The 21,980-nt window shown below is 46.1% G+C and carries 26 protein-coding genes and 1 tRNA gene; 12 read left to right on the forward strand and 15 right to left on the reverse strand.

Annotation, left to right across the window (positions count from 1 at the left end):
• Positions 1-3: 3 nt before the first annotated feature.
• The 4 genes from JFQ59_RS06740 to JFQ59_RS06755 form a co-directional block, all read right to left on the reverse strand.
• Entirely contained in the window at positions 4-1,050 is a 1,047-nt protein-coding gene (locus JFQ59_RS06740; protein WP_202319651.1) for a carbon-nitrogen hydrolase family protein, read from the reverse strand.
• A gap of 107 nt (positions 1,051-1,157) precedes the next feature.
• Complete coding sequence (locus JFQ59_RS06745; RefSeq protein WP_202319652.1) at positions 1,158-1,328, reverse strand: type II toxin-antitoxin system HicB family antitoxin; 171 nt, start codon at positions 1,326-1,328, stop codon at positions 1,158-1,160.
• Positions 1,329-1,350: 22 nt separating this feature from the next.
• Positions 1,351-1,515, reverse strand: a complete 165-nt coding sequence (locus JFQ59_RS06750) for a hypothetical protein (RefSeq protein WP_202319653.1) — start codon at positions 1,513-1,515, stop codon at positions 1,351-1,353.
• A gap of 394 nt (positions 1,516-1,909) precedes the next feature.
• Positions 1,910-3,049: a geranylgeranyl reductase family protein gene (locus JFQ59_RS06755; protein ID WP_202319654.1), complete on the reverse strand. Its 1,140-nt coding sequence runs from the start codon at positions 3,047-3,049 to the stop codon at positions 1,910-1,912.
• 49 nt (positions 3,050-3,098) lie between these two features.
• Here JFQ59_RS06755 and JFQ59_RS06760 point away from each other — a divergent pair, with 49 nt between their 5' ends.
• Together JFQ59_RS06760 and JFQ59_RS06765 are read left to right on the forward strand one after the other, a co-directional pair.
• Positions 3,099-3,377, forward strand: coding sequence for a hypothetical protein (locus tag JFQ59_RS06760; protein ID WP_202319655.1), 279 nt, complete (start codon positions 3,099-3,101; stop codon positions 3,375-3,377).
• 1 nt (position 3,378) lies between these two features.
• Entirely contained in the window at positions 3,379-4,296 is a 918-nt protein-coding gene (locus JFQ59_RS06765) for a radical SAM protein (protein WP_202319656.1), read from the forward strand.
• Positions 4,297-4,614: 318 nt separating this feature from the next.
• On the opposite strand, the gene JFQ59_RS06770 is transcribed toward JFQ59_RS06765, so the two are convergent.
• Positions 4,615-6,378 carry a ribosome biogenesis/translation initiation ATPase RLI gene (locus JFQ59_RS06770; RefSeq protein ID WP_202319657.1) on the reverse strand — a complete coding sequence of 588 codons (1,764 nt, stop codon included), beginning with the start codon at positions 6,376-6,378 and terminating at the stop codon, positions 4,615-4,617.
• A gap of 72 nt (positions 6,379-6,450) precedes the next feature.
• On the opposite strand from JFQ59_RS06770, the gene JFQ59_RS06775 reads away from it, so the two are divergent.
• Positions 6,451-7,119: a phosphoglycolate phosphatase gene (locus JFQ59_RS06775; RefSeq protein ID WP_202319658.1), complete on the forward strand. Its 669-nt coding sequence runs from the start codon at positions 6,451-6,453 to the stop codon at positions 7,117-7,119.
• On the opposite strand, the gene JFQ59_RS06780 is transcribed toward JFQ59_RS06775, so the two are convergent.
• The 5 genes from JFQ59_RS06780 to JFQ59_RS06800 are packed head-to-tail and all read right to left on the reverse strand — an operon-like array spanning position 7,036 to position 10,740.
• Positions 7,036-7,545 carry a YkgJ family cysteine cluster protein gene (locus JFQ59_RS06780; RefSeq protein ID WP_202319659.1) on the reverse strand — a complete coding sequence of 170 codons (510 nt, stop codon included), beginning with the start codon at positions 7,543-7,545 and terminating at the stop codon, positions 7,036-7,038. The genes JFQ59_RS06775 and JFQ59_RS06780 overlap by 84 nt on opposite strands.
• A gap of 55 nt (positions 7,546-7,600) precedes the next feature.
• Complete coding sequence (locus JFQ59_RS06785; protein ID WP_230972346.1) at positions 7,601-7,945, reverse strand: succinate dehydrogenase; 345 nt, start codon at positions 7,943-7,945, stop codon at positions 7,601-7,603.
• Between the two features lies 1 nt (position 7,946).
• Positions 7,947-8,321 (reverse strand): succinate dehydrogenase, encoded by a 375-nt coding sequence (locus JFQ59_RS06790; protein ID WP_202319660.1) that lies wholly within the window; start codon positions 8,319-8,321, stop codon positions 7,947-7,949.
• A gap of 1 nt (position 8,322) precedes the next feature.
• Positions 8,323-9,033 carry a succinate dehydrogenase iron-sulfur subunit gene (locus JFQ59_RS06795; protein WP_202319661.1) on the reverse strand — a complete coding sequence of 237 codons (711 nt, stop codon included), beginning with the start codon at positions 9,031-9,033 and terminating at the stop codon, positions 8,323-8,325.
• Between the two features lie 9 nt (positions 9,034-9,042).
• The gene (locus JFQ59_RS06800; protein ID WP_202319662.1) at positions 9,043-10,740 is read right to left on the reverse strand and encodes a succinate dehydrogenase/fumarate reductase flavoprotein subunit; all 1,698 of its coding nucleotides are present in this window, start codon (positions 10,738-10,740) and stop codon (positions 9,043-9,045) included.
• A 156-nt stretch (positions 10,741-10,896) separates the two neighbouring features.
• On the opposite strand from JFQ59_RS06800, the gene JFQ59_RS06805 reads away from it, so the two are divergent.
• Positions 10,897-11,625: an amino acid ABC transporter ATP-binding protein gene (locus JFQ59_RS06805; protein ID WP_330999856.1), complete on the forward strand. Its 729-nt coding sequence runs from the start codon at positions 10,897-10,899 to the stop codon at positions 11,623-11,625.
• Here the strand turns inward: JFQ59_RS06805 and JFQ59_RS06810 are convergent.
• Together JFQ59_RS06810 and JFQ59_RS06815 are read right to left on the reverse strand one after the other, a co-directional pair.
• Positions 11,620-12,336, reverse strand: coding sequence for a pyrroline-5-carboxylate reductase family protein (locus JFQ59_RS06810; protein WP_202319663.1), 717 nt, complete (start codon positions 12,334-12,336; stop codon positions 11,620-11,622). The genes JFQ59_RS06805 and JFQ59_RS06810 overlap by 6 nt on opposite strands.
• Before the next feature lie 38 nt (positions 12,337-12,374).
• The gene (locus JFQ59_RS06815) at positions 12,375-13,334 is read right to left on the reverse strand and encodes a phosphate signaling complex PhoU family protein (RefSeq protein WP_202319664.1); all 960 of its coding nucleotides are present in this window, start codon (positions 13,332-13,334) and stop codon (positions 12,375-12,377) included.
• A gap of 140 nt (positions 13,335-13,474) precedes the next feature.
• Between JFQ59_RS06815 and JFQ59_RS06820 the strand changes: the two genes are divergently transcribed.
• Entirely contained in the window at positions 13,475-14,095 is a 621-nt protein-coding gene (locus tag JFQ59_RS06820) for a 2-oxoacid:acceptor oxidoreductase family protein (RefSeq protein ID WP_202319665.1), read from the forward strand.
• Position 14,096: 1 nt separating this feature from the next.
• Here the strand turns inward: JFQ59_RS06820 and JFQ59_RS06825 are convergent, their stop codons facing one another.
• On the reverse strand, positions 14,097-16,160 hold the full coding sequence (locus JFQ59_RS06825; protein WP_202319666.1) for a TRAP transporter fused permease subunit: 2,064 nt from the start codon (positions 16,158-16,160) through the stop codon (positions 14,097-14,099).
• A 23-nt stretch (positions 16,161-16,183) separates the two neighbouring features.
• A complete protein-coding gene (locus tag JFQ59_RS06830; protein WP_202319667.1) occupies positions 16,184-17,194 on the reverse strand; it encodes a TAXI family TRAP transporter solute-binding subunit in 1,011 nt (336 codons plus the stop codon).
• A 128-nt stretch (positions 17,195-17,322) separates the two neighbouring features.
• Here JFQ59_RS06830 and JFQ59_RS06835 point away from each other — a divergent pair, with 128 nt between their 5' ends.
• From JFQ59_RS06835 to JFQ59_RS06845, 3 genes are read left to right on the forward strand one after another with little or no spacing between them, the layout of a single operon-like run.
• Positions 17,323-17,547 carry a 4Fe-4S dicluster domain-containing protein gene (locus JFQ59_RS06835; RefSeq protein ID WP_202319668.1) on the forward strand — a complete coding sequence of 75 codons (225 nt, stop codon included), beginning with the start codon at positions 17,323-17,325 and terminating at the stop codon, positions 17,545-17,547.
• Positions 17,516-18,559 (forward strand): transketolase C-terminal domain-containing protein, encoded by a 1,044-nt coding sequence (locus tag JFQ59_RS06840; protein ID WP_202319669.1) that lies wholly within the window; start codon positions 17,516-17,518, stop codon positions 18,557-18,559. The genes JFQ59_RS06835 and JFQ59_RS06840 overlap by 32 nt, the downstream gene beginning before the upstream one ends.
• Complete coding sequence (locus tag JFQ59_RS06845) at positions 18,556-19,320, forward strand: thiamine pyrophosphate-dependent enzyme (protein WP_330999857.1); 765 nt, start codon at positions 18,556-18,558, stop codon at positions 19,318-19,320. Before JFQ59_RS06840 ends, JFQ59_RS06845 begins: the two co-directional genes overlap by 4 nt.
• A 202-nt stretch (positions 19,321-19,522) precedes the next feature.
• On the opposite strand, the gene JFQ59_RS06850 is transcribed toward JFQ59_RS06845, so the two are convergent.
• Positions 19,523-19,594 (reverse strand) — tRNA-Arg (locus JFQ59_RS06850).
• Between the two features lie 359 nt (positions 19,595-19,953).
• Here JFQ59_RS06850 and JFQ59_RS06855 point away from each other — a divergent pair.
• From JFQ59_RS06855 to JFQ59_RS06870, 4 genes are all read left to right on the forward strand, one after another.
• On the forward strand, positions 19,954-20,160 hold the full coding sequence (locus tag JFQ59_RS06855; protein ID WP_202319670.1) for a hypothetical protein: 207 nt from the start codon (positions 19,954-19,956) through the stop codon (positions 20,158-20,160).
• Positions 20,161-20,829: 669 nt separating this feature from the next.
• On the forward strand, positions 20,830-21,243 hold the full coding sequence (locus JFQ59_RS06860; protein ID WP_202319671.1) for a hypothetical protein: 414 nt from the start codon (positions 20,830-20,832) through the stop codon (positions 21,241-21,243).
• Entirely contained in the window at positions 21,240-21,485 is a 246-nt protein-coding gene (locus JFQ59_RS06865) for a hypothetical protein (protein WP_202319672.1), read from the forward strand. Before JFQ59_RS06860 ends, JFQ59_RS06865 begins: the two co-directional genes overlap by 4 nt.
• Positions 21,486-21,501: 16 nt before the next feature.
• Positions 21,502-21,867: a hypothetical protein gene (locus tag JFQ59_RS06870; protein ID WP_202319673.1), complete on the forward strand. Its 366-nt coding sequence runs from the start codon at positions 21,502-21,504 to the stop codon at positions 21,865-21,867.
• Positions 21,868-21,980 lie beyond the last annotated feature (113 nt).

The raw sequence follows: 21,980 nt of genomic DNA on the forward strand, positions 1-21,980 counted from the left end.
AGGTTATTTGTGACTGTTTATGTCATTTGCGATTTTTGATTCCATCTTGCTCAGCTTCTCAACCAGCTTATCAAGTCTCAGCTCCACATCTTTCAGTCTTTTCTCCAGGGAATGCATAACTTCATCTTGCAGCTCTTCTTTATATTTAATTTCAACAACGTCCCATCTGCTGTAATGTCCTATACAATCAAAGTAAGCTTTTGTGACCATCCGCTCTTCCATGTCCAGTTCGGCAAAGATTATCTTCTCCCTGTCGAAGACGGGTTCAACCAAGTAAAGTGATGATGGGTTAACGACAGAACTTCCACCTGCGGCTATGTCGAAGGCCCCTTCAGGCAGCACATCGGAAGGGATGAACATGTTGGCGCTAAGGACAAAGGTTTGTGTTTCAAAAGCATACTCCCTCACAGCACAGTCCACGTCACAGAGGTTTATTGTGTCCTTGGATGGGTCAAACCTTCTTTTAACGGCGGTGGTTTTCTCTGCCACCCAGTATCCCGGCCACAGAGCAGCGTGAATCTCCTCGCCTTTCAGGGCCAGCAGAGACTTGAAAGGTGTCATGTGGTTCTCATAGCAGATCAGACCACTCACCGCAAATCCACCGGAAAGGTAAACTTCGATATCACGCCCATCTCCCAGACCCCATATCGTCCTTTCGCCATGAGTTGGCATCAGCTTTCTGTGCTTTCCCAAATACAGACCATCAGAGGAAACAAAAGCTATCGTGTTGTAAAGAGAGAGGCTTCCAGTTTTTTTGTCAAGCTCACTCACTCCCAGAATTACGTTCACACCGTAACTTTTTGCAGCCTCTATTACGGGCTCGATGTCCTCCGGCAGCTTCACAGAGTTTTTCTGATATTCGACCATGTAGTCAGCCCATCTCTGCCCTGTTATCCCTCTCCAGTACGGGTAGCCGGGAATGAAAGTTTCTGGGAAAACAATTAGCTTTGCTCCATTTTTTCCGGCCTTTTCAACAGCTCTTGCAGCTCTGTTCACACAACCCTCTTTGTCCATGAACTCGGGTTCAATCTGTGCGATTGCCACTTTCATAATGATTTTTTACGATTGTTGAATAAAAGGGTTTGGACTTTTTTGCCTCACGTCAATAGTGACCGTCTTCATAACCGATTTTTCCAAGAAGCTCTCTGCCTGGGCAATTACTTCCACTCCTCAATTTCAGGAACTGGTTTCGCCATGCTCAGGCTTTCAAGATAGTTTCCCAATGCCTCCTCTTTTGTTCTTCCCTGCGAAATGCATCCCGGTAAGGCTGGACATTGAACGACAAACATTCCGTCCTCGTCCATCACCCTGAACTTTATTATCTTCATGTTTCATAATACGGATCATGTTTTAATTTAAATCAGATTTCACGATTTTCCCCACATCACTGCTGCACATTCCCTTTCTGTTTCCCGTTTGCAGCAAATTTTGACCATCTGGTATCGGTCCGATCATGACGATCTCAGCCACTTTTACTTCATTCACGTAAATCTCGATCGGTTTATCCCCCGCCACGATGTTGCCAGCTCTGAACTCGTATTCTTGGCCTTTGTATTGTCCCTGCGCTGTTCTCCGAAGAATGGTGATGATACCCCACTGAATTCCTTTACACCTTCAGCGTCTCTTATCGTCAGCTTTGGTGTTTACTCGACGTCTTCTGGTAGAGCTAAGCCACCAAGCCGTTCAGGAGCTGCAAAATGTCGTTCAGGTATCATCTTTATGAGTATAGACATGCGAGCTTAGCATCAACCCCATCTTGTCCACTTCTGCGGCCACAAAAATCTTAAGCAAAAATTACCAGACTTGGTGGGATTACGGGTACTGTAATGAAAGCGGAAAATTTACAGCAATAATGCAAATTGCTGGATTAAACCCGCAGTTGATGAATGAGACCAACGTCGGAGTCATCTCAGAGAATTCGCTCAACAATCGGCAGGAAGACTGATAATGCTTTGATCTTCCAGGGTATTCTGCACCTAAGTATTTTTCCCATATCTGAATTGCTTGCCAGGCTCAGGATTTTGCTCATCCTGTCATCGTCATCCGAAAATCTGTCCCACATCCGTTTCAGATGATACGCGTTAACCAGCGGTCCATAGAGGTACTTTTTCCACAGTTTGTCGTATTCTCTGAGGTCGATGCCGCCATCAAAGTAATCGTTTATCACCTTCGCAGCAGCATCCCCGGCAACCATGGATGTGGGGATTCCTCCACCAACGTGACTGATGATCATGCTGGCAGAATCCCCGGCGAAAAGGATGTTACTGTAAACGGCTGTTTCATATGGCAGGTCTACCGGTACAACTGCTCCAATGCTGCTTATCACCTTAGCTTTTTTGAGAAATTGGGATGAGTATGGATACTCCCTGACAAATCTGTCGAGGGCCCTCACAATCGTATCGCCCTTATCTGCATATTCCGGTCTGAAGCCGATTCCCACATTTCCGATCCCGTTTCCCTTGGGAATTATCCATCCGTACGCTCCCGGGGAGATCTTTCTTCCGATGTACATGTAAACGACGTCATCATCACACTCGATTCCGTCCATAACGTACTGCTTTGCAGGTGAGAACTCATGTTTCGGCAGGTTCAGAGATCGGGCCATTTTGGAGTTTGGGCCGTCGGATGCCACAATAACCTTTGCATCAATTTCTCCCCTGCTTGTGATCAGTTTTCCATCTTTCAGCCCCTCAACTCTCGTTTCGAGCATGAGCTCATGTCCTGAACTTTCCGCAATACTACGAATCATCTCGTCTCTGTTTACAACATGGAACTCAAAGTCTATTTCGAACGTTTTTCCGTTCGGAAGGATGAAATGCACCTCTTTCGTTCTGTTGCTCTCGTAATGTCTGGGCAAATCGAAAAGAGAGTAATCATCAAGATCCGGAAGCAGGATCTTCATTTCCTTTTTTGTGGGTATGATTTCCCCACATTCAACGGGATAGCCCAGTTTTTTCCTTTTATCTATTCCCACCACATTCAGGGACTTTTTAAGTCTTCTCAGTGCAAAAGCTCCTGCAATGCCAACGCCTGCAACGGCTACATCCATGAAGGAAATTGGCACCAAATTTTTAAAGTTTTCATCTGATGTTCTAAACATGCAGGATTATGTGGAGGCGATACTGAAATCGTTTGATCATCTGAAAAAGCTGCTTTCAGAAAGGGCAGAGTGTTACGAAAATGAGATCGTTCTTTACGATGATCCCATTAAGATCGTTATAGGAAGGAACAGGATAGACTTCTACCTTAATGATGTTTACCAGGGCTCTGCTGGAAGAGATTTTGTAAGGTTGAGTGATGAGATAAGAGAGGAGGCAGAGTTCTGGCTGCAGGGACTGGCGATGCTGAAGTTCAAGAGGTTCAGCGTGAGGAGATAGCATGTACGATTTTCCACCCTTCCGCCCACCGAGCGAGGCTGGGAGCTATCTGATCAGAGTTGTCAGGGGATGTAACTGGAATCGATGTGCATTCTGTGCGATGTACAAGGGGTTGAGGTTCGAGCTGAGAAGGAAGGAGGACGTTTTGAGGGATATAGATCGGATATCCAACTACTTTCCGCATTCGAGAACGGCTTTTCTCGGTGACTCCAATCCACTTATACATCCTGACATAGTTGAGATCGTGGAGTATCTGAAGAAGAAAAGGCCCGAGATAGATAGAATCACGGCCTACGCCAGGATAAAAACGATATCAAAAATGCCGGAGGAGAGACTGAGGGCTTTGAAGGATGCAGGATTGACGAGATTGCACATGGGGCTTGAGAGCGGTGACAGAGAAGTTCTCAAGCTTGTGAGTAAAGGGATCGAACCAGAAGATGCCATTGAGGCGGGTAAAAAGGCAACTAAGTACTTCGAAGTCACATATTACATCATGACGGGTCTGGGTGGGAGGGAAAGAAGTAGGAAGCACGCAATAAACACGGCAGAGGTAATAAACCGGGCAAAACCAACGTTTGTCAGGGTTCGCAACCTCACGGTTATAGAGGGTACACCGATTGAGAATATGATCGGAAGGGAAATAACACTGCTCGATGCGATGGGACAGCTTGAAGAACTCAGAACGCTGATTGAAAGAATAAAGGTTGAAACTTTCTTCACATGCGATCATGTTTCAAACTACCTTTTCACGAGGAGCGGAGCAATTTTCTACGGTGTTCATGGAAAGTTGCCTGATGAGCGAGAGAGCATGCTGGAGCAGATCGAGGATACGATGAAGACGGTTGAGGTTCTCGAAAAAAGCGGTGAGAGGGTTTTGACGAGCAACGATATGTATAAGCTCGGGCTGATCACATTGTAACTTTACAAAGACCGAATTTGATGTAGCAGCACTCATATTTGACGACTTTCACAGATCTCTCTATTTCTGCCCAGGTTCAGCTCGTCTGAGTAACGTTTCCCCAAACTGGAGCTACGTCCGGAGTAACGAGCGAATTCCGAGCAAAGTGTTGGGTTGAGGAGCAGTACCAGGATAGTTAAGGTGAAGTGGCCCCAAAAGACCTCATTTTAAGACTTCTACGCTCTCGTAAAAAGGATTTTTCGTGGTTGAAGTTGAGGGTGGAACACATCACACCTAACGGCTTGCCGACAGGATTCTGAAGCTCTTGGGTGGAGGTAGTTACGCAAAGTAGTAGTAATACTCCCCGGCAGCTTTCTGCTCCCTGTCCAGCCTTGACTCTGGCTTGTTCACTCTCGGTCTCTTTGTTTCCTCGTCCCTTCTGAATGTTATCCCCAGTCTGGATAGGAAAAGGTTCATTCCTTCCCTCATATTCCTCGGCTTTTTCGCTATACCGTGCCTCCCTGCCTCTCCCTCAAAGACAAGCAGCCTGTCGCTCACCATGTCGATGAGATAGATATCATGGTCAACAACAAGAACACTTCTGCCCGTGTTCAGGGCGAACCTTCTTATGACTCTCGCAGCTTCAGTCCTCTGCTCCACATCGAGGTGGGCCGAGGGTTCGTCGAGCAGATACAGATCTGCCTCCCTCAGCAGACACGCCACAATCGCAACCCTCTGCAGCTCTCCCCCGCTCAGGTCGTCGAGATACCTGTCCAGCAGATTCTCGAGCATAAGTGGCTTTATGAACTCTGTTTTGTAGTAAGAGCTGTCTACCATGGGGTTGATCCTTCTCAGAAACATTCCCACCTGCATGTCAACATCCGCCTTCACGTACTGTGGTTTGTAGCTCACCTTCACATCAAGACTGACCTTCTTCTCATCGTCCTCAATAACACCGGCCAGTACCTTGACAAAGGTGGATTTTCCTGTTGCGTTTGGTCCAACAACTCCGAGAACTTCTCCGGCATAGATTTCCCCACTCTCCACGTCAAGCCTAAAGCCATTGTAGCTTTTGCTGAACGCCGGATACTCAACAAGTATTTCCTCTCCCATTCCCTCTCTCGGCTGGAAGGCATCGAATTCTATCGGCTTATCTCTTATTCTTATGTTCTCTTCCGCCAGATATCCTCTGAGATACTGGTTTATTCCCACCCTTGCCCCCTTCGCACTGGTAACGACTCCAAAAACTCCTGGGGTTCCGTATGTTATGTGAACGAAGTCTGCGAGCATGTCAAGGATGGCAAGATCGTGCTCCACAATCATCACGGTTTTCTCCTTAGAAAGCTCTCTGATCACATTCGCCACCGCTATTCTCTGGTATATATCCAGGTATGATGTCACCTCATCAAAGAAGTAAAAGTCTGCGTCCCTCAAAATACACGCAGCGATTGCGAGTCTTTGCAGCTCTCCTCCACTGAGATCTTTAACATCTCTCTTTACGGCCTCACTCAGACCCAGCTTCTCGATCATCTCTTCCAGTATGCCCCTTTCATCAACCCTTTCAAGCAGATCCCGGGCTTTTCCGCTGTAGACCTTTGGGATAACTTCAATGTACTGGGGTTTCTGGCTGACTCGGATCTGTTTGTCCTTTATTCCTTTCATGTAGTCAAGAAGCTCCGTCCCTGCGAACCTCTCGAAAATTTCATCCCAGCTCACATCCTCCTTGCCGAGGTTGGGTTTTAGCTGTCCGGAGAGAATTTTCACAGTGGTGGTCTTTCCTGTACCATTTGGCCCCAGAATTCCAACAACATAACCCTTTCTGGGCACTGGGAGATTGTAAAGCACAAATCCGTTTTTACCGTATCTGTGCACTTCTTTTCCTTCCAGATCCTTGGGCAGGCCAACTATCCATATTGCGTTCATCGGGCATTTTTTGACACAGATTCCGCAGCCCACGCAGAGGTTCTCGGAAATCACGGCTTTTTCTTCTATCTTTACAGTCTCGTCACCTGTCCTCACTCTCGGGCAGTACTTCACACACTCATGACCGCATTTCTTCGGCTGGCAGCGATCTCTGTCAACCACGGCAATTCTCAGAGCCATTGTCTTTTCCCCCGGACTGTCTGTTATTTAAATTTTGGAAAACTGTTTTTAAGCACTTGGCTAACTGTAGACATGTTCAGGCCGCATGCACTCGCGGTGGACATTGATGGAACCCTTACAGACAGAAAAAGGGCATTGAACTGCAAGGCGGTGGAAGCGTTAAGAAGGGTGAGAATACCGGTGATTCTTGCGACGGGAAACATCTCCTGCTTTGCAAGGGCTGCAGCGAAGCTGATTGGCGTTTCTGACATCGTAATCTGCGAGAACGGTGGTGTCGTCAGATTTGAGTATGATGGGAATGATATAATTCTGGGCAGTAAGGAAAAATGCATAAGAGCCCTTGAGATTCTTGAAAGGCACTATGAGATCGAGCTGCTCGATTTTGAGTACAGAAAATCGGAGATCTGTCTTAGAAGAACCTTTGACATCGATGAGGCAAGGAAGATGATCGGAGGAATGGGCGTAAAGCTCATCGATTCAGGATTTGCATATCACATCACGGACTCTGAGGTCAGCAAGGGCAAGGCACTGGTTTATGTGGCTGAAAGGCTGGGGATTGAGCCGGAAAGCTTTGCTGTTATAGGAGACTCCGAAAATGATATGGAAATGTTCGAGGTTGCTGGATTCGGCATTGCTGTTGCAAATGCGGATGAGAGGTTAAGAGAGGTTGCAGATCTTGTTACGCCCTCGAACGATGGAGAAGGTGTTGTTGAGGCTCTGGAGTTCCTTGGGTTGATTTGAGGTGAGCAGTTTGAATTCTCCTCTACCTTCGAAGAGCATTATGGCTTCTTTGACTGCACTGTACACTGATGGTGTACAGTCTCTTTTTATTCTGAGGTTGGGACAGAACGGATCGGCATAGACAAAGTACTCTCTGTCTTCGAACTCAAACAGGGCGTCATCACTTCCCTTCTTTAAAATGACGAACGGAAAGAGCTTACAGCTCAGTGGTTTTATGGTTTGCTGCAATGAACACAGATTTCCTCTCTGAAAAGGGCACCTTCCACCTACCTTTTTGAGATAGAACTTTCCCGCCTTTTCTTCGACAAAACCCGTGGTTCTGAGCTTCAGGTACTCATATAGAGTCAGCTTCGGTTTGTAAACTCTGCAGCATACTCCGCATGCATTGCAGTGCCATGAAGCAACACGTTTCCATGGCACCAGCATATTCTTTTCTGGCAGCTCCCGGTTGATTTGGATTTTGCTCCGTAGTTATAAAAAATTAGATGGATATCAGCAGATACAGGCCGTAGAAGAATGCGACGAGAAACATCAGAGTTGTAAGTACGTTTATAGTTCCTCTGCTCCTCATTCCAGCGTTGGTATCGAGAACTATCGCCCTCAGGCCGTTGAAGGCGTGAAATGATACCACCAGCAAAAGCAGAGCGTACATTCCCTGGAAGACCGGAGAGCTGACTCTTTCAACAACGGCGGAGTACTCCAGGGCGTCGTGTGAGATCATGTGGGTAACGTAAAAGTGCACGGTGACCAGCACGACCATTATCAGACCAGTTAGCATCTGCAGAATCCAGGCTACAGGCTCCATAACACTCTTCGCCGATTCCATATTAACCACCCTCAAGAGAGTACATAATGTAGCTTGCATAAAGCCAGACAACGATAACAAGGATTGCTGAGATCACAAGCAATGCCTTCCGGTACTCATATGCGATTCCGAATTCATGCAGAATTACTCTGAATCCGTTTATTCCGTGAAACACACCGCAGAGAACCAGCAGTATATCGAAAATCAGGAACTGTTTTGATACCGTAAGAGCAACCATGCTCTGATAGGTCGCTCCGGTTTTGTCCAGCAGAGACGTCAGATAGGTCAGGTGCAGCAGGAGATATACGAGCAGGACTATTCCGGTCAAACGCTGGAAGGTGAAGGCCCAGCTAAAAATGCTCCTGTCCCCAAATCTGAACCAGTCTGTAACACCCATACTACCACCCCAGTAGGCTTTTCAGTATGCTGAATGCTGTTCTCCTCCTCAGCAACTGCACGGCCTTAGCAGGCTCAACATTTTTCGGACAGACCTCACTGCACTCCATTGCCAGATGACACCTCCAAACACCATTAGAGCTACTAACAATCTCGTATCGTTCTTTCTTTCCTTTATCTCTGCTGTCAGCGCAGAATCGATAGGCAGCGGTCATGGCTGCGGGTCCCAGATATCCGTCGAGAGTGGCTGCAGCAGGGCAGACAGAATAGCAGGCTCCACATTTTATGCAGAGTGTAAATATGTAATATTCATTCAGTTCTTTTGGTGTTTGCAGAAGCTCTCTCGGCTCATCGTATTTCACATCTTCCCTGATAAGATATGGCTTTATCGCCTTGTGCTTCGCAAAGAATCCTTCAAAATCAGTCACCAGATCCTTTATTACCGTGAAGTTATCCAGAGGTTCGACAGTAATTCTGTCACCCAGAAACAGGATCTGAGTTTCACATGCCAGTCTTGGTTTGCCGTTTATTCTCATTGCACAGCTACCGCAAATACCCATTCTGCATGACGCTCTGAAAGCTAGCGAGGAGTCAAGATTTTCCTTGATGTAGTAGAGCCCTTCCAGCACTGTCATCCCCTTCTTTGCCGGTACATTAAACGTCTGCCAGTAGGATTTTTTACCATCAAACCTCCTAACCCTAAACTCGGCCACACAACCACCTCAGTACTTCCTCTCCACCGGCTCCCATTTGGTTATCATAACTGGAATGTAGTCAAACTTGGGTCCCTCAGGTGTGTAGTAGGCCAGGGTATGCTTCAGCCAGTTCTCATCATCCCTCTTTGGGTAATCTAGTCTGTAGTGCGCCCCTCTGCTTTCCTGCCTTTTCAGAGCGCCGATGGCCACAACTTCTGCCAGGTCGAGCATGTACCCTATTTCTATAGCCATCATCAGATCCGTGTTGAAGCCTCTAGTCCTGTCGTTGATTTCTATATTCTTATAGCGTTCCTTCAGCTCCTCAATCTTTTTAACAGCCTCCTTCAGTCCCTTCTCCTCCCTGAATATCCACATGTTTTTATCCATCGTGCTGTTCAGCTCCCTCTTTATCTCGTAGGGACTCTCATCCCCGCTTTTTCCAAGAAGTTCGTCATAGATTCTGCTCTCCTCCTTGTTCATGAACTCTCTGGAGATTTTCCCCTGTTTTGCTTTCAGGGCATACTCAGCAGCCATCTCTCCGGCAACCTTTCCAAATACCAGGCACTCGGCCGTCGAGTTTGACCCGAGCCTGTTAGCTCCGTGAATGCTGACGCATGCACACTCTCCGGCAGCAAAGAATCCCTTCACTGCCGTTTCACATTTTACATTTGTGTGTATTCCACCCATTGTGTAGTGAGCGACTGGTTTAACGGGTATGGGCTCCTCAACCGGGTCAACTCCGGCGAACTTTATTGCTGCATCTCTGATGAGCGGTAGTCTCTCCTCAATTTTTTCCTCGCCGAGATGTCTCAGGTCCAGTGCAATGTAAGGTCCATACTCTCCCTCCAGACCTCTGCCCTCGATGATCTCAGTCCACATCGCTCTCGAAACGACATCTCTTGGGGCGATCTCCATCTTTTCGGGAGCATACTTTTTCATGAATCTCTCGCCGTTCTTGTTCAGCAGGTATCCGCCCTCACCCCTGCACCCCTCCGTCATCAGAATACCGGATGGTATGAGCCCGGTTGGATGGAACTGGAAGAACTCCATGTCCTTCAGTGGAATGCCATTCCGGTATGCTATTGCCAGACCATCGCCCGTGACCTGGTGGCTGTATGTGGTAAAGCCGTACAGCCTCCCTGCTCCACCCGTCGTGAAGATCACGGCCTTTGCCTCGAAAAACGTCATATTGCCTGTTTTGAGCTCAATAGCAGACACACCCTGAACCGAACCGTCCTCGATAACCAGATTTGTTACGAAATATTCAGGATAGATCACAACGCTGTCGTACATGAGCATCCTTTCGTAAAGAGTGTGAACTTCATGGAATCCCGTCCTGTCCTTGGCGTAAGTTGCTCTGTTGAAGCTGTGACCACCGAAGGGCCTCTGAGCTATCGTTCCGTCATCATTTCTGCTCCACGGGCATCCCCAGTTGTCCAGTCTTATGATTTCCTTCGGACACTCCCGGACAAAGAACTCCACAGCATCCTGGTCTGCGAGGAAATCGCTTCCCTTAACCGTATCCCAGGCGTGGAGATCGAAACTATCTCCCTCTCTCAACACCGCTGCTGTACCACCTTCGGCACATACACTGTGGCATCTTATCGGGTACGTTTTTGCAATTATTGCGATGGACAGTCTGTCGCTTTTCTCCGCTGCGGCTATGGCAGCCCTCATCCCCGCTATACCAGCACCGATGATTACAATATCATGCTGCACTCTCACGCTATCACCTGAATTACAGGTATGATTGTTACAATCCCCTTTTTTAAATTTACTACTTATCCCCGGTCTGATTTAAAAGCAAATTTGTATGCTTACTAACACAATCGGATTTTCAAAAACAAAAGTCTTTATAAACCGTCAATGAAATTTCTACCGATGGCACTGCTTGAAATCAAAGATCTCCACAAACGGTTCGGAAATCTGCACGTGCTCAAAGGTATAAACCTGGATGTTGAAAAGGGAGAGGTTGTGGTCATCATCGGTCCTTCAGGGAGTGGAAAGTCCACATTGCTGAGATGCATAAACAGGCTTGAGGAGCCAACATCAGGAAAGATAATACTTGATGGGGTTGAGATAACTGACAGCAAGGTAGATATAAACAGAATCAGGCAGAGAATCGGAATTGTTTTCCAGCAGTTCAATCTTTTTCCTCACCTCACGGCTCTGCAGAACATAACTCTCGCCCCCATCAGGATAAAGAAGATGGACAAGAAGGAGGCTGAGGAGCTGGCAATGAGGTTGCTTGAGAAGGTGGGATTGGGCGATCAGGCCGATTATTATCCTGCTCAGCTCAGCGGAGGACAGCAGCAGAGGGTTGCGATTGCAAGGGCACTGGCAATGAATCCGGAGGTTATGCTGTTTGATGAGGTTACCTCTGCACTTGATCCGGAACTTGTCAAAGAGGTTCTCGACGTCATGAAAGGTCTGGCAAGGGATGGTATGACGATGATCGTGGTCACACATGAAATGGGGTTCGCCAGAGAGGTCGGAGACAGAGTTATTTTTATGGACGAAGGTGTTATTGTGGAGGAGGGAAAGCCAGAAAAAATATTCTCGAACCCGGAGCATGAGAGAACGAAAAAATTCCTGAGCATGATTTTATAGCTCTTCTGCCCTTTTTGATGCTGAAATGAGTGCATCCATAAACGCCCTTTCGGCCAGAGGGATTTTTGTCAGCCCCTCAGCAGTAGTTCCCCCCGGAGTTGCAATTTTTTGGATCAAACTCTCAAGACCGTATTTATTGTAGAGATATGCTGTGGCCCCAAAAACATGGATCCCAGTTTTCAGAGCATTCTCATAACTTATACCTTCTTTAAGAGCTGCTACTATAAATGCGTGGACGAGTTTCGAGATTATGGCTGGCGAGCTTCCGAGAAAAGATGTCATCGCCTCAAGTTCCTTTTCAGAGCTGCACGGTATGAACTCGGCATCCAGAAATCCCAGATGTCTCCGGGTCTGTGGGGGATAACAGGCAACGAGACCTTTTTTCTCAATCGCCAGATTTGTCATGGCACGATGAGGGGATTCTATGCTTCTCATCTCACCAAGCTTGACTCCGGCAGCGAAACTGATCACTGGTTTTTCATCAGCAACTTCGGAGATTTTGCCGATATTCGCCCTGAAAACATCGGGTTTGAGGGTGATTATGAAAACGTCTGCAGAACTGGCCTCCTCAATGCTAGAAACAACCTCCACATTGTCCACCACATCGAAAAGCTCTTTCCGTCTTTTTACAACAATCACCTCTGCTTTTCTGGCAGCATTCATGGTTATTGCAGTTCCAAGATTTCCTCCACCTATAACAGCTACCTTCATATTTTTTATTTGCAGCGATGATATATAATTGTTCCCTGCTACTGCCTGAGCATTTCTCTCACACACTTGTTGAAGGAAATTTCACCTATTGATTCAAGCATCCTGCAAATCTGGAGAAGTAACTCCTTTACAATAGTTCCCCGTGGGTTTGCGTTTATGGAGTCCTGAACGATTCTGGAAAGTCCCTCTACGGTGGATATGTATTCTTCTATTGTACCCATATCCGAGCTTATGAAGGAATCGAAGCTCTTTTCAAATGCCATCTCAAGTTTAATCATAAAATCATGAATTTCCACTCTGAACTCTCTCTCATAGCTCCAGATGTATCTGGAAAGTATGAAAAGTATGTCTGCAATCTCCTCGTAAAATTTGGCGATAATTCTCGAACCGAGCAGGAATCGAAGCTCGTCCCAGTCACTGACGGCAATTTTCTTCATCCCTCTGTTAACAAGCCTGACAGCGAGTAGATAAAGTCTGTCAAAGTCTATTTCGTATCTGTGGATTTTTTTATCCACCTCTTTGTCCAGCTTCTCGAGAAGCAGATTATTCGTAATTTCATCCATAATTCCGGACAGAATCTGAAACATTCTTTTTATTATGGTTACGACATCAAAATCCGGGATGGTGAATATATGGAGTACAACCCGGTTTGAAGTGCAGTCGAGAACCTCCATCCCGATGAAGTCATGGGAGATATCGGAAATTTCAGTGATGTGTTTGCCTACCCCTTCCTGCTCAATAACGATCTTGTCCACACCTAGGGAGTATATTGAACCGAGAAATCTTTTAAGAAATCCTCTCTCAAATGTGGGTACGTTTTTGACAACAACTTTTATCTCCGAATCTCCGCTAAGCTGAGGTTGTACGACAATGAACTCGTCAAACTCCCTCAAAACAACTTCATCTCCCTGTTTTAAGTTGTGTCTGGAGATCCAGTCTTTTGGGAGGGATATCATGAAACTCGATCCGCCTACGAGTTGCAGTTTCCTAATTTTCATTGTAAAAAAATGTGTTTTGGTTGTATTTAAACAATTCTGGAGTATGAAGAATACGTATTCCACCATAAACAACAGAATTCTTCTGCAAATATGTATATTTATATAGGAAAACTTTATAAAATTGGATGAGAAATTTATACATGCCACCTCAGATATCAAGCCTTAATTCAGCTCAGGACGGTGAGATCAACATAAGAATCGCCGGTACCGGAGGTCAGGGGGTGATCAGGGCGGGTTTGATCCTTTCGGAAGCACTGGTACTTGAAGGGAGGAATGTAGTAATGATTCAAAGCTACGGCCCCGAGACAAGGGGCGGAGCGTCCAGAGCTGATATTGTTGTCAGCGATGACGAGATCAGCTATCCCGGACTGAGAAAGATCGACTATCTTGTTGTACTGCATTATTCAGCATACAGGGAGTATTTGCATGTGATAGACGAGAAAACTACCGTTTTGTACGATTCATCACTTGTTGATGCAAAGAGGGGATTCGGGTTTCCGTTTACGGAACTGTCGGTCAGAGAGTTCGAGAGTCCGATTTTCGCAAACATGATTGCTGTTGGATCATTCTGCGTCATTTTCGGCATTTCTCAGGACTGGATTATTGAAGCCATCAGAAAGAGAATGAACAGGTCTGAAGATAATATCAGGGCTTTCAGGCTTGGGCTTGAAATTGGAGGAATGAATTCTGCCCCATGTTTTACCCGGCGACCTCAGAGGATCGGACACAGTCATCAGACATACGCAGATTTGAAATGGTGATTTACTGGCTGAAATCCGGTTTTTTGAGAAATCTTATCGCTATGGGATTCAGAAATGCGAGTATTGCAAGAGCTACCAGTATCAGGTATTCAAAATAAAACAACGAAATCAGCAGAAAAGCCAGGGCCACTGCAAATGAAATTCTCTGAAGGATACTCAGGTGCCCGAAGAGATATCCTGACACAACGCCCCCTGACAGAAGGGCTGCCAGAACCGAGGCTATTACACCGAAGGATATGTTTTCCACTGCTGGCAGACTCAGAGATTTGATCGGAAGAATTAACATCTCCGGCTTTGAAATAAACGAAAAGGCAATGAACCACCCTATTAAAGCCATTCTAAATGCTTCAATTCCCGTTTTCCAGAAATCGGCTTTTGCAACAGCAGCTCCTGCATATGCTGTTATTGCAACAGGAGGTGTAAGTGGTGCGAGGATCCCGAAGTAGAATATGAAGAAATGCGCAGCTATTGGTGGAATGCCCATCTCCACGAGAGCGGGAGCTACTGATGTTGCACAGAGCACGTAAACAGCTGGAGTCGGCATGCCCATCCCCAAGAGTATCGTTATCCCAACAACGAGTATCAGCAGGATGATTATGTTTCCTCCTGAAAGCTGTACAAGAAACTGGCTGAGCGTTAATGCAAGTCCGGTGTAGGCCAGGACCCCTGCAATAACCCCTGCAAGTGCACAGGCTACTGCAACAGGTGTTACTGACTTGAAACTGCTTGCAAGACTCCTAACTACTATGGAAGTCATCTCTTCTGCTCCCTTCAGCACCACACCAATTCCCATTGTGATGAACAGGGATATGGCACCGACAACGACCAGAATACTGAATATGTCTAGCCCCGAAGAGGCCAGCATGAACCCTATCCCGAATATGAATATCGTGAATACAGCCCCGAATAACTTTCTAAGACCTGCCCTTGTGAACCACTCTATGAACAGTGCCGCCATAATCGATGCCACAGCCGCATGTTCCACCGAAAATCCTGAAGAGAGTACCGATATGAGTACGACGAGTGGAAGCAGATAATATAACTTCAAAAGTAAAGGCCTGAGAGGTGGTAGCTGATCTTTAGGCACCCCATACGCTCTCTGTTTCGAAGCTTCCTGGTCTACGAAAATGTATAGCGCAAGATAGTAAAGCAGTGCGGGTATGACGGAGGCTATAACAACATCCCAGTATCTGATACCCAGAAATAATGGCATTATGAAAGCTGCAGACCCAAGCACCGGGGGCATTAGCTGACCACCGGTAGATGCGCTTGCTTCTATTGCTCCGGCAGTTTCAGCTTTATAACCAGCCTTTTTCATCAGTGGAATCGTGAACGTGCCCGTTGTAACAACGTTGCCCGTAGCAGAACCACTCATCGTTCCCAGCAATGAACTTGCAAGCACCGCAACCTTTGCAGGGCCACCCTTTCTCGCTCCGGTCAGCGCAAATGCCATGTCTGTAAAAAATTTACCCACGCCGATTTCGGATAACAGGGCTCCGAAAAACATGAAAATGAATATCATGAAGGTGGCAACCTGAAATGGGGTGGAGAATATCCCCACGTTGTAGAGGTATATTCTTGTCACGAGAGATGAGATATCAAATTCCGCATCGTACAGTCCTATTAATATGAAAATGAGTGTCAGTACGGACAAAGCGGTACCGGTTGTTCTCCTCCCCGCCTCAAGCAGGAAAAAAATTGTTATCAGTCCAAACACGACATCCAGTGTAGTCGTAATCCCCATTCTGAGCATGAGCTCCGGGTAAACGAAGAAAATATACAGACCACCGGTAGCACCTGCAAGCCCCATCAGCCAGTCATACCATTTTGCCCCGTTTTTCCGAAGAGGATGGGTTACAAAACTGATCAGTAATATTCCGGAAAGGTACATTCCCATGTGCTGCATTGGTGTAAGGATAAGGTAGGAGGGGACTGACATTCCCCATAAATTGCTTATCAGCATGAGAATAACCAGGAAAAAACCAAGAGCAAATATGATCATGTAAAGGGCATAAGCTGCAGAAATGAGATTGATCAGCTTATCATTTAGCCTGGAAAACTCCATTTCAATCCCTCAAAAAATAAAAATTATGGTTTTAAGTTTTCAGGAACCTTCACGCCTGTTTCAACCCAGTATCTGTAGGCTCCGGGATGCAGAGGTATTGAAATGCCTGCCATTGGGTTATCCCTGTTTACGCTCTCAAGGAATGGAGCGGACTTTTTGATCTCGTCGAAGTGTTCCCAGTATGTTTTGGTGAATTTGTATACGAGGTCTTCCGGAACGTCCTGGTTCGTGATCAGGATCACCGGAGCTGCAAGAACTTTTACGTCAGAGTCCATTCCGTTGTAACTCCCCTTTTTGCCGAGATACTTAGAAAAGTACGGGTACTTTTCCGTGATTTTATTTGCCAGTTCGTCGGGAATTTCTAAAAGCCTTATTGGCGTATTCATTGACTCCTCGTATAGATTTGGATTTGGCAGAGAGGTGTGATGAATGGCTGCATCTACCGTACCTAGCTTCACCATATTCCACGATTCGGGATCTCCAACATTTACCTTTATGATGTCGTCCCAGATTCCGGCCTCCTTAAGAATGACCTCGGCAGCAACAGCGTCTCCACTTCCCGCCTCACCTATCGCAACTCTCTTTCCTTTTAAGTCGTATATAGTTTTCATATCGCTGTCAGCCTTAACTATGAAGCTTACGATTAATGGATGGGCTGGAGCCATAGCCCTTAATTTGGGATACTTTTCACCTTCAAATGTTCCTGTCCCCGTATAGGCGAAGTATGCGACCATCGATGTCGATAGGGAGATGGGAACTTTTCCGCTTCCGACACCTCTTGCGTTAGCTGCTGAACCACCGCCGGGAATGGCTGTGGCATAAATTTCAGGATTGTATTTTGATACAACACTGGCAATCGATGTAAGGGCTATGTAATACGTACCCGTGGGGGAACCAGTCGTCATTTTTATCTTGTACTCGACTTTCTCGGGTGGGGTGGTGGTTGCGGTTTCCTTCTCCGCCTGTTCTGTCTGCACGCATCCGCTAAAAGCAATAGAGGATGCGACTAGTGCAATTACAACTAGCCACGCCATTCTAAATTTATTCAAAAAATTTGGATTTATCTATTGGCAAATTGTAACTTACAAAAACTTTTTACAGGTATGGTTGTTATGTTGGAATATATTGGAAAGTCTTATAAAAATTTCAGACAATAAGCAGCATGGAAAAAAGATTTGCCAGAATCTACGTTGATCAGGCTCTGTGTAAAAAATGTGGTATATGTATTTATGTCTGTCATAAAAAAGTAATGGATCCTCACAAATTTATAAACTATACGTATGAATGCAGTTTTTGCAAACTATGTGAGCTATACTGCCCAGATTTTGCCATTGAGGTTGTTAGGGTGAATGAAAATGAAGAAGAAGGAACTGCTGCAGGGAAATGAGGCTGCCGTTAGAGGGGCTTTAAATGCTGGATGCAATTTCTTTGCGGGTTATCCGATAACACCGTCGTCGGAAATCGTTCATGGAATGGCCAGACTCCTTCCAAAATTTGGTGGTGTTTTTGTTCAGATGGAGGATGAAATTGCAAGTATCTCTGCTGCAATCGGAGCGTCCATGGTGGGTGCAATTGCCATGACGGCAACATCCGGTCCGGGTTTCAGCCTGATGCAGGAGAGTATAGGCTACGCAGCCATGACGGAATCCCCGTTGGTTATCATCAATGTAATGAGAGCAGGCCCATCAACCGGGATACCCACGGCACCATCTCAGGGAGATGTCATGCAGGCAAGATACGGGAGTCATGGAGATTATCCGATTATTGTTCTTGCTCCCGCTTCGGTTGGCGATATGTATCGCCTTACCATTGATGCATTCAAACTGGCATTCGAGTATTCATCTCCTGTTGTGGTTTTAAGTGATGAGGTAGTGGGACACATGAGGGAAAGTGTGTCGCTGCCACCACTTGGAGAAAAGGTTGAATGCAAAGGGAAGGTAAAAAACTTGTTTGAAAGAAAACACAGAACAGGGTTGGCCCATCTTGAGAATGGCCTCCCGACAACGGATCTTGGCGAATACCGCAGACTGATTGAAAGACTGTTCTCCAAATTTGATGATCTCAAACCCGGAGTGAAATTTGAGGGGCAGAAAGATGCGGAAGTGGTTCTGATCTCTTATGGTTCCTCTTACAGGCTTTCAAAGAGTGCGGCAAAGCTACTTTTAAGAAACGGAATTTCAACCGGAGTACTGAAGCTCGAGACGCTGTTTCCGTTTCCAGAAGGAGAAGTAAGAAAATTTTCGAAATCGGCGGAACTCGTTATTGTACCTGAAATGAACAGAGGTCAGTTGGTTAAGGAGGTTGAAAGGGTCTGTTGCTGCAGGGTAAAAGGTGTTTCGTACTACGGTTCTCTAATTTTGCCGGAAGAGCTTGCAAAAATCGTGGAGGTGTTGCTGTGAAGTACGCCGAATACCTCAGACAGGACGCCCTGCCCACCCTATGGTGTCCGGGATGCCTGAACGGGGTTGTTCTGGCATCGTTCATCAGAGCAATGAGAAAGTCAAAAATTGACAGAGAAAGGACGGTTGTTGTGAGTGGTATTGGATGCAGCGGACGAATGAGTCAGTACCTCGACCTCTTCACCGTTCACACAACTCACGGTAGGGCACTGGCCTTCGCTACCGGGATAAAGCTTGCAAACCCCTCTCTGAATGTTATTGTTTTTATGGGGGATGGCGATGCACTTGCAATTGGTGGAAATCACTTCATACACGCATGCAGGAGAAACATAGACCTCACCGCCATTGTAATAAACAACAGGCTCTATGGGATGACCGGTGGTCAGGCTGCTCCAACCACTCCGGAAGGAGAGATAACAAGAACCTCACCTTACGGGAACGTGGAGAGACCGTTCGATTTGGTAAAGCTGGCGATATCTGCAGGGGCAACATACGTTGCCAGATTTACAGCATATCACGTCAGATGGCTTGAAAAATCCATTGCCGATGCCATCATGCATAAAGGCTTCAGCGTTATTGAGGTTGTTACCGGATGCCCCACACATCAGAAAAAGAAGCCGGCAGACATCTTAGAATTCTTGAAGTCCAACTTTAAAAGAAGTGATGCATCGTTTGAGGAAATCCGACCATCAGACATAGGAGTTTTTAAAAAAGAGATCAGACCTGAGTTCTGTGAGAAGGTGTGGGGTCTGATTCTGTGATTTTATGTGGGTTGCCAATATTCCCGTAAGTTCGAATATAAATATTTATATAAATGAATTGAAAAAGCAGCGACAATATGACATGAACTGAATTTTATAAGCCGGGTTAATCCACATGTATTGCCGTATATCTAAATAGGTGTCCCGGATAAGTGCAGTATGCGATTTAACCTGTAAATGCTGCAAGTTTACAGAAAAACAGTGCCCCCGCCGGGAATTGAACCCGGGTCTGAGGCTCCGAAGGCCTCCAGGATGTCCCCTACCCCACGGGGGCCTTACAAAGTAGCCAGAAGGTGAATAAAAAATTTAGGTTGTTGCGGTTTTTCAGCACGCACATTGCGTTTGCATTCGCTGTGATTGTTGTTGCAAGTCCAATGAAATGTGTATACCATACTAAACTTTTAAAAATATATTACTAAGATATTAGAACACTTAAGTTGTGTGATGGCGAGATAAAGGTGAGGTGGAGTGGTGGTGAGATGAAAAGGTTGTTGTGTTTGTTGTTAACGTTGGTGATGCTCAGCGTAGTAAGCCCAGCGATGCGAACGGCAAAAACATCGGAACCAAGACGAAACTTTTGATTATCAGGTTGAGACGAAGGAGATTTACCATCACTCGGCAAATGGAAGGGACTTGAAATTTAATGAGGTAAGAGTCCACAACAATACTGCAAGCTTCAGCTTCTACATAGTAAGCTACTCCACCAAAACAGCAACCCACAACTTCAGTCTTGTAACGAGGATAATTGAAGGTGAGGAGAACTACTTTGTTGCTGCAATTAACATCGCCCCAAAAAGATGGGAACAAATCCTCGCCCTTTGCCGATGTGATCGAAATTAGGTCTAAAACTACCTTGGCTGAACATTACAGAATTCTTGCCAAGGTGCTTAGCAAAATGAAGGAAGAGACAAGCTGGAATGAAGCTAAGAATGAACTGAACGACCTGGCCAAGAGGGTTGAGTTGGATCTGGCTAATTACAACTTAAGAGGGACGGGACAGCCTTTGTTACCAACAACGATTGCTCTTACTTGTGTAACATTGTATGTGGTTCCGGCTTTGCCATATTATGCTTGTCTGGGGAATAATCGAAGGCCACCTGATTGGAGCGATAGTGCAGCGTCTCCACAAGCATAAGCTGCACGGCAATTTGTGGTGAAGTCTGCAATGAGCCCGTTAGTTGGGAGGATTTAACGTGTGCTGGTGCCTGCGATCTATTTTTCGTGACGCCAGGTGCTGTGGGCGATCCTCGCTGCAAAACGGTGCAATTCTGTTCAGCACTCATTACATAATAACTGGCCTTCACATTCTCGATTTAGCAGTTGTATTCACCATAATGCTCAGCGGGGTAATGCTTTACGCTCCACTCGCCTTCTTACTCTTCTACCCAATCGGCAAATTGTTCGATAGGGACTTTCCCTTCAGCAGACCATTTTTCCTTTCCTTTGGATTTCATTTGCCTGATTTTAACGCTGATATCATACGAGAAACTGGGCGTGTGTTGGGAACCCTTGCTTGTAAGCATCTCATGGATAATCGTCGGTTTCATCCCCCCTCTCGCAAACAAAAGCCGGAGCATAGAAATTTTGTCTCTTGCAGTATTGCTCACTCCACTCGCCCTTCTCTTGCTCAAAGTTCTGCCGGCCTTGGCAGCGGAGTGTACTTTAAATCTTCAGACAAATTCGCAATTTGCGGTAAAATTAGCAGCCTTGATTTTCACATCTCTTCTCGCAATTTTTGTTGTGCTGCGGGTGTTTGGCTATGACTTGAGCGTAAAATCGTTAAGAGAACTTTCTGAGAGGAGGAGAGCAGCAATGAAAGAGGGAAGCTACAGTATTTTGAAGGATCCCATCATCTGGATAACTTGGGTTATTTTAACTTCAACTGGGTTACTAATCGCTTTATTTATGGGGTTGATACGATGAAACTTGAGCGTGCCTTTCCTGGTACTGCAAGAGTGAGAAACTACCTTAACATCACGATCTTCGCAATCACGCTCGCAATAATAGCTTTCGGACTCAGGTTTCAGCCGAGCCTGTCGTTTATCGGATTGGTTGTCCAGCTTGCAGTATTTCCAGCAGTGGTGGCAAGATTCCGCATACTGCTTCTTTGGGCTTCTTCTGAACGCAATCCTGCTCCATTTTATCTTGAACGTGAAAGACCCTGATCTCGGCATGACCCTTATGGGACTGCTTGTCTACTCAATAATTGTAGTTCCAGACGTTGCAGTGACATCGCTGCTGATCGATGAGAAAACGAAGAACTGGGAAATATTCGCCTTTTACTTCTGGTTCCTGATTTCCGTCGGGCTGGCAATCCTTTTCCTGATGTCTGCAGGATCCGCAGATGTGTATCCAGTCACTTCCGTAACGCCGTTATCCCGGTTGATCGCTCTTACTGCATTTTATCTCGAACTTGCAGCTATACCGTCTACTCTCGTTTTGCTCTACAGACGTGTGAGGGTTTTTCTGGTTTTCATACCGATGCCGCTTCTGCTCGGTTATGCTCTGGTCCTCACAAGTAAGGTGGTTGGAATTTTGGGTGGGTGAAAGAATGGGAGAACTCAATGTTAGTTCTGGTTGTCAGAGCTATGTTCAATGCGAACTAATGCTCAATTTAACAAACATTTAGAATAATCTTAGAGAACCATAGTAAACTTTCA

Origin of the sequence: Archaeoglobus neptunius (assembly GCF_016757965.1) — an archaeon.
GTDB classification, from domain to species: Archaea; Halobacteriota; Archaeoglobi; order Archaeoglobales; family Archaeoglobaceae; genus Archaeoglobus; species Archaeoglobus neptunius.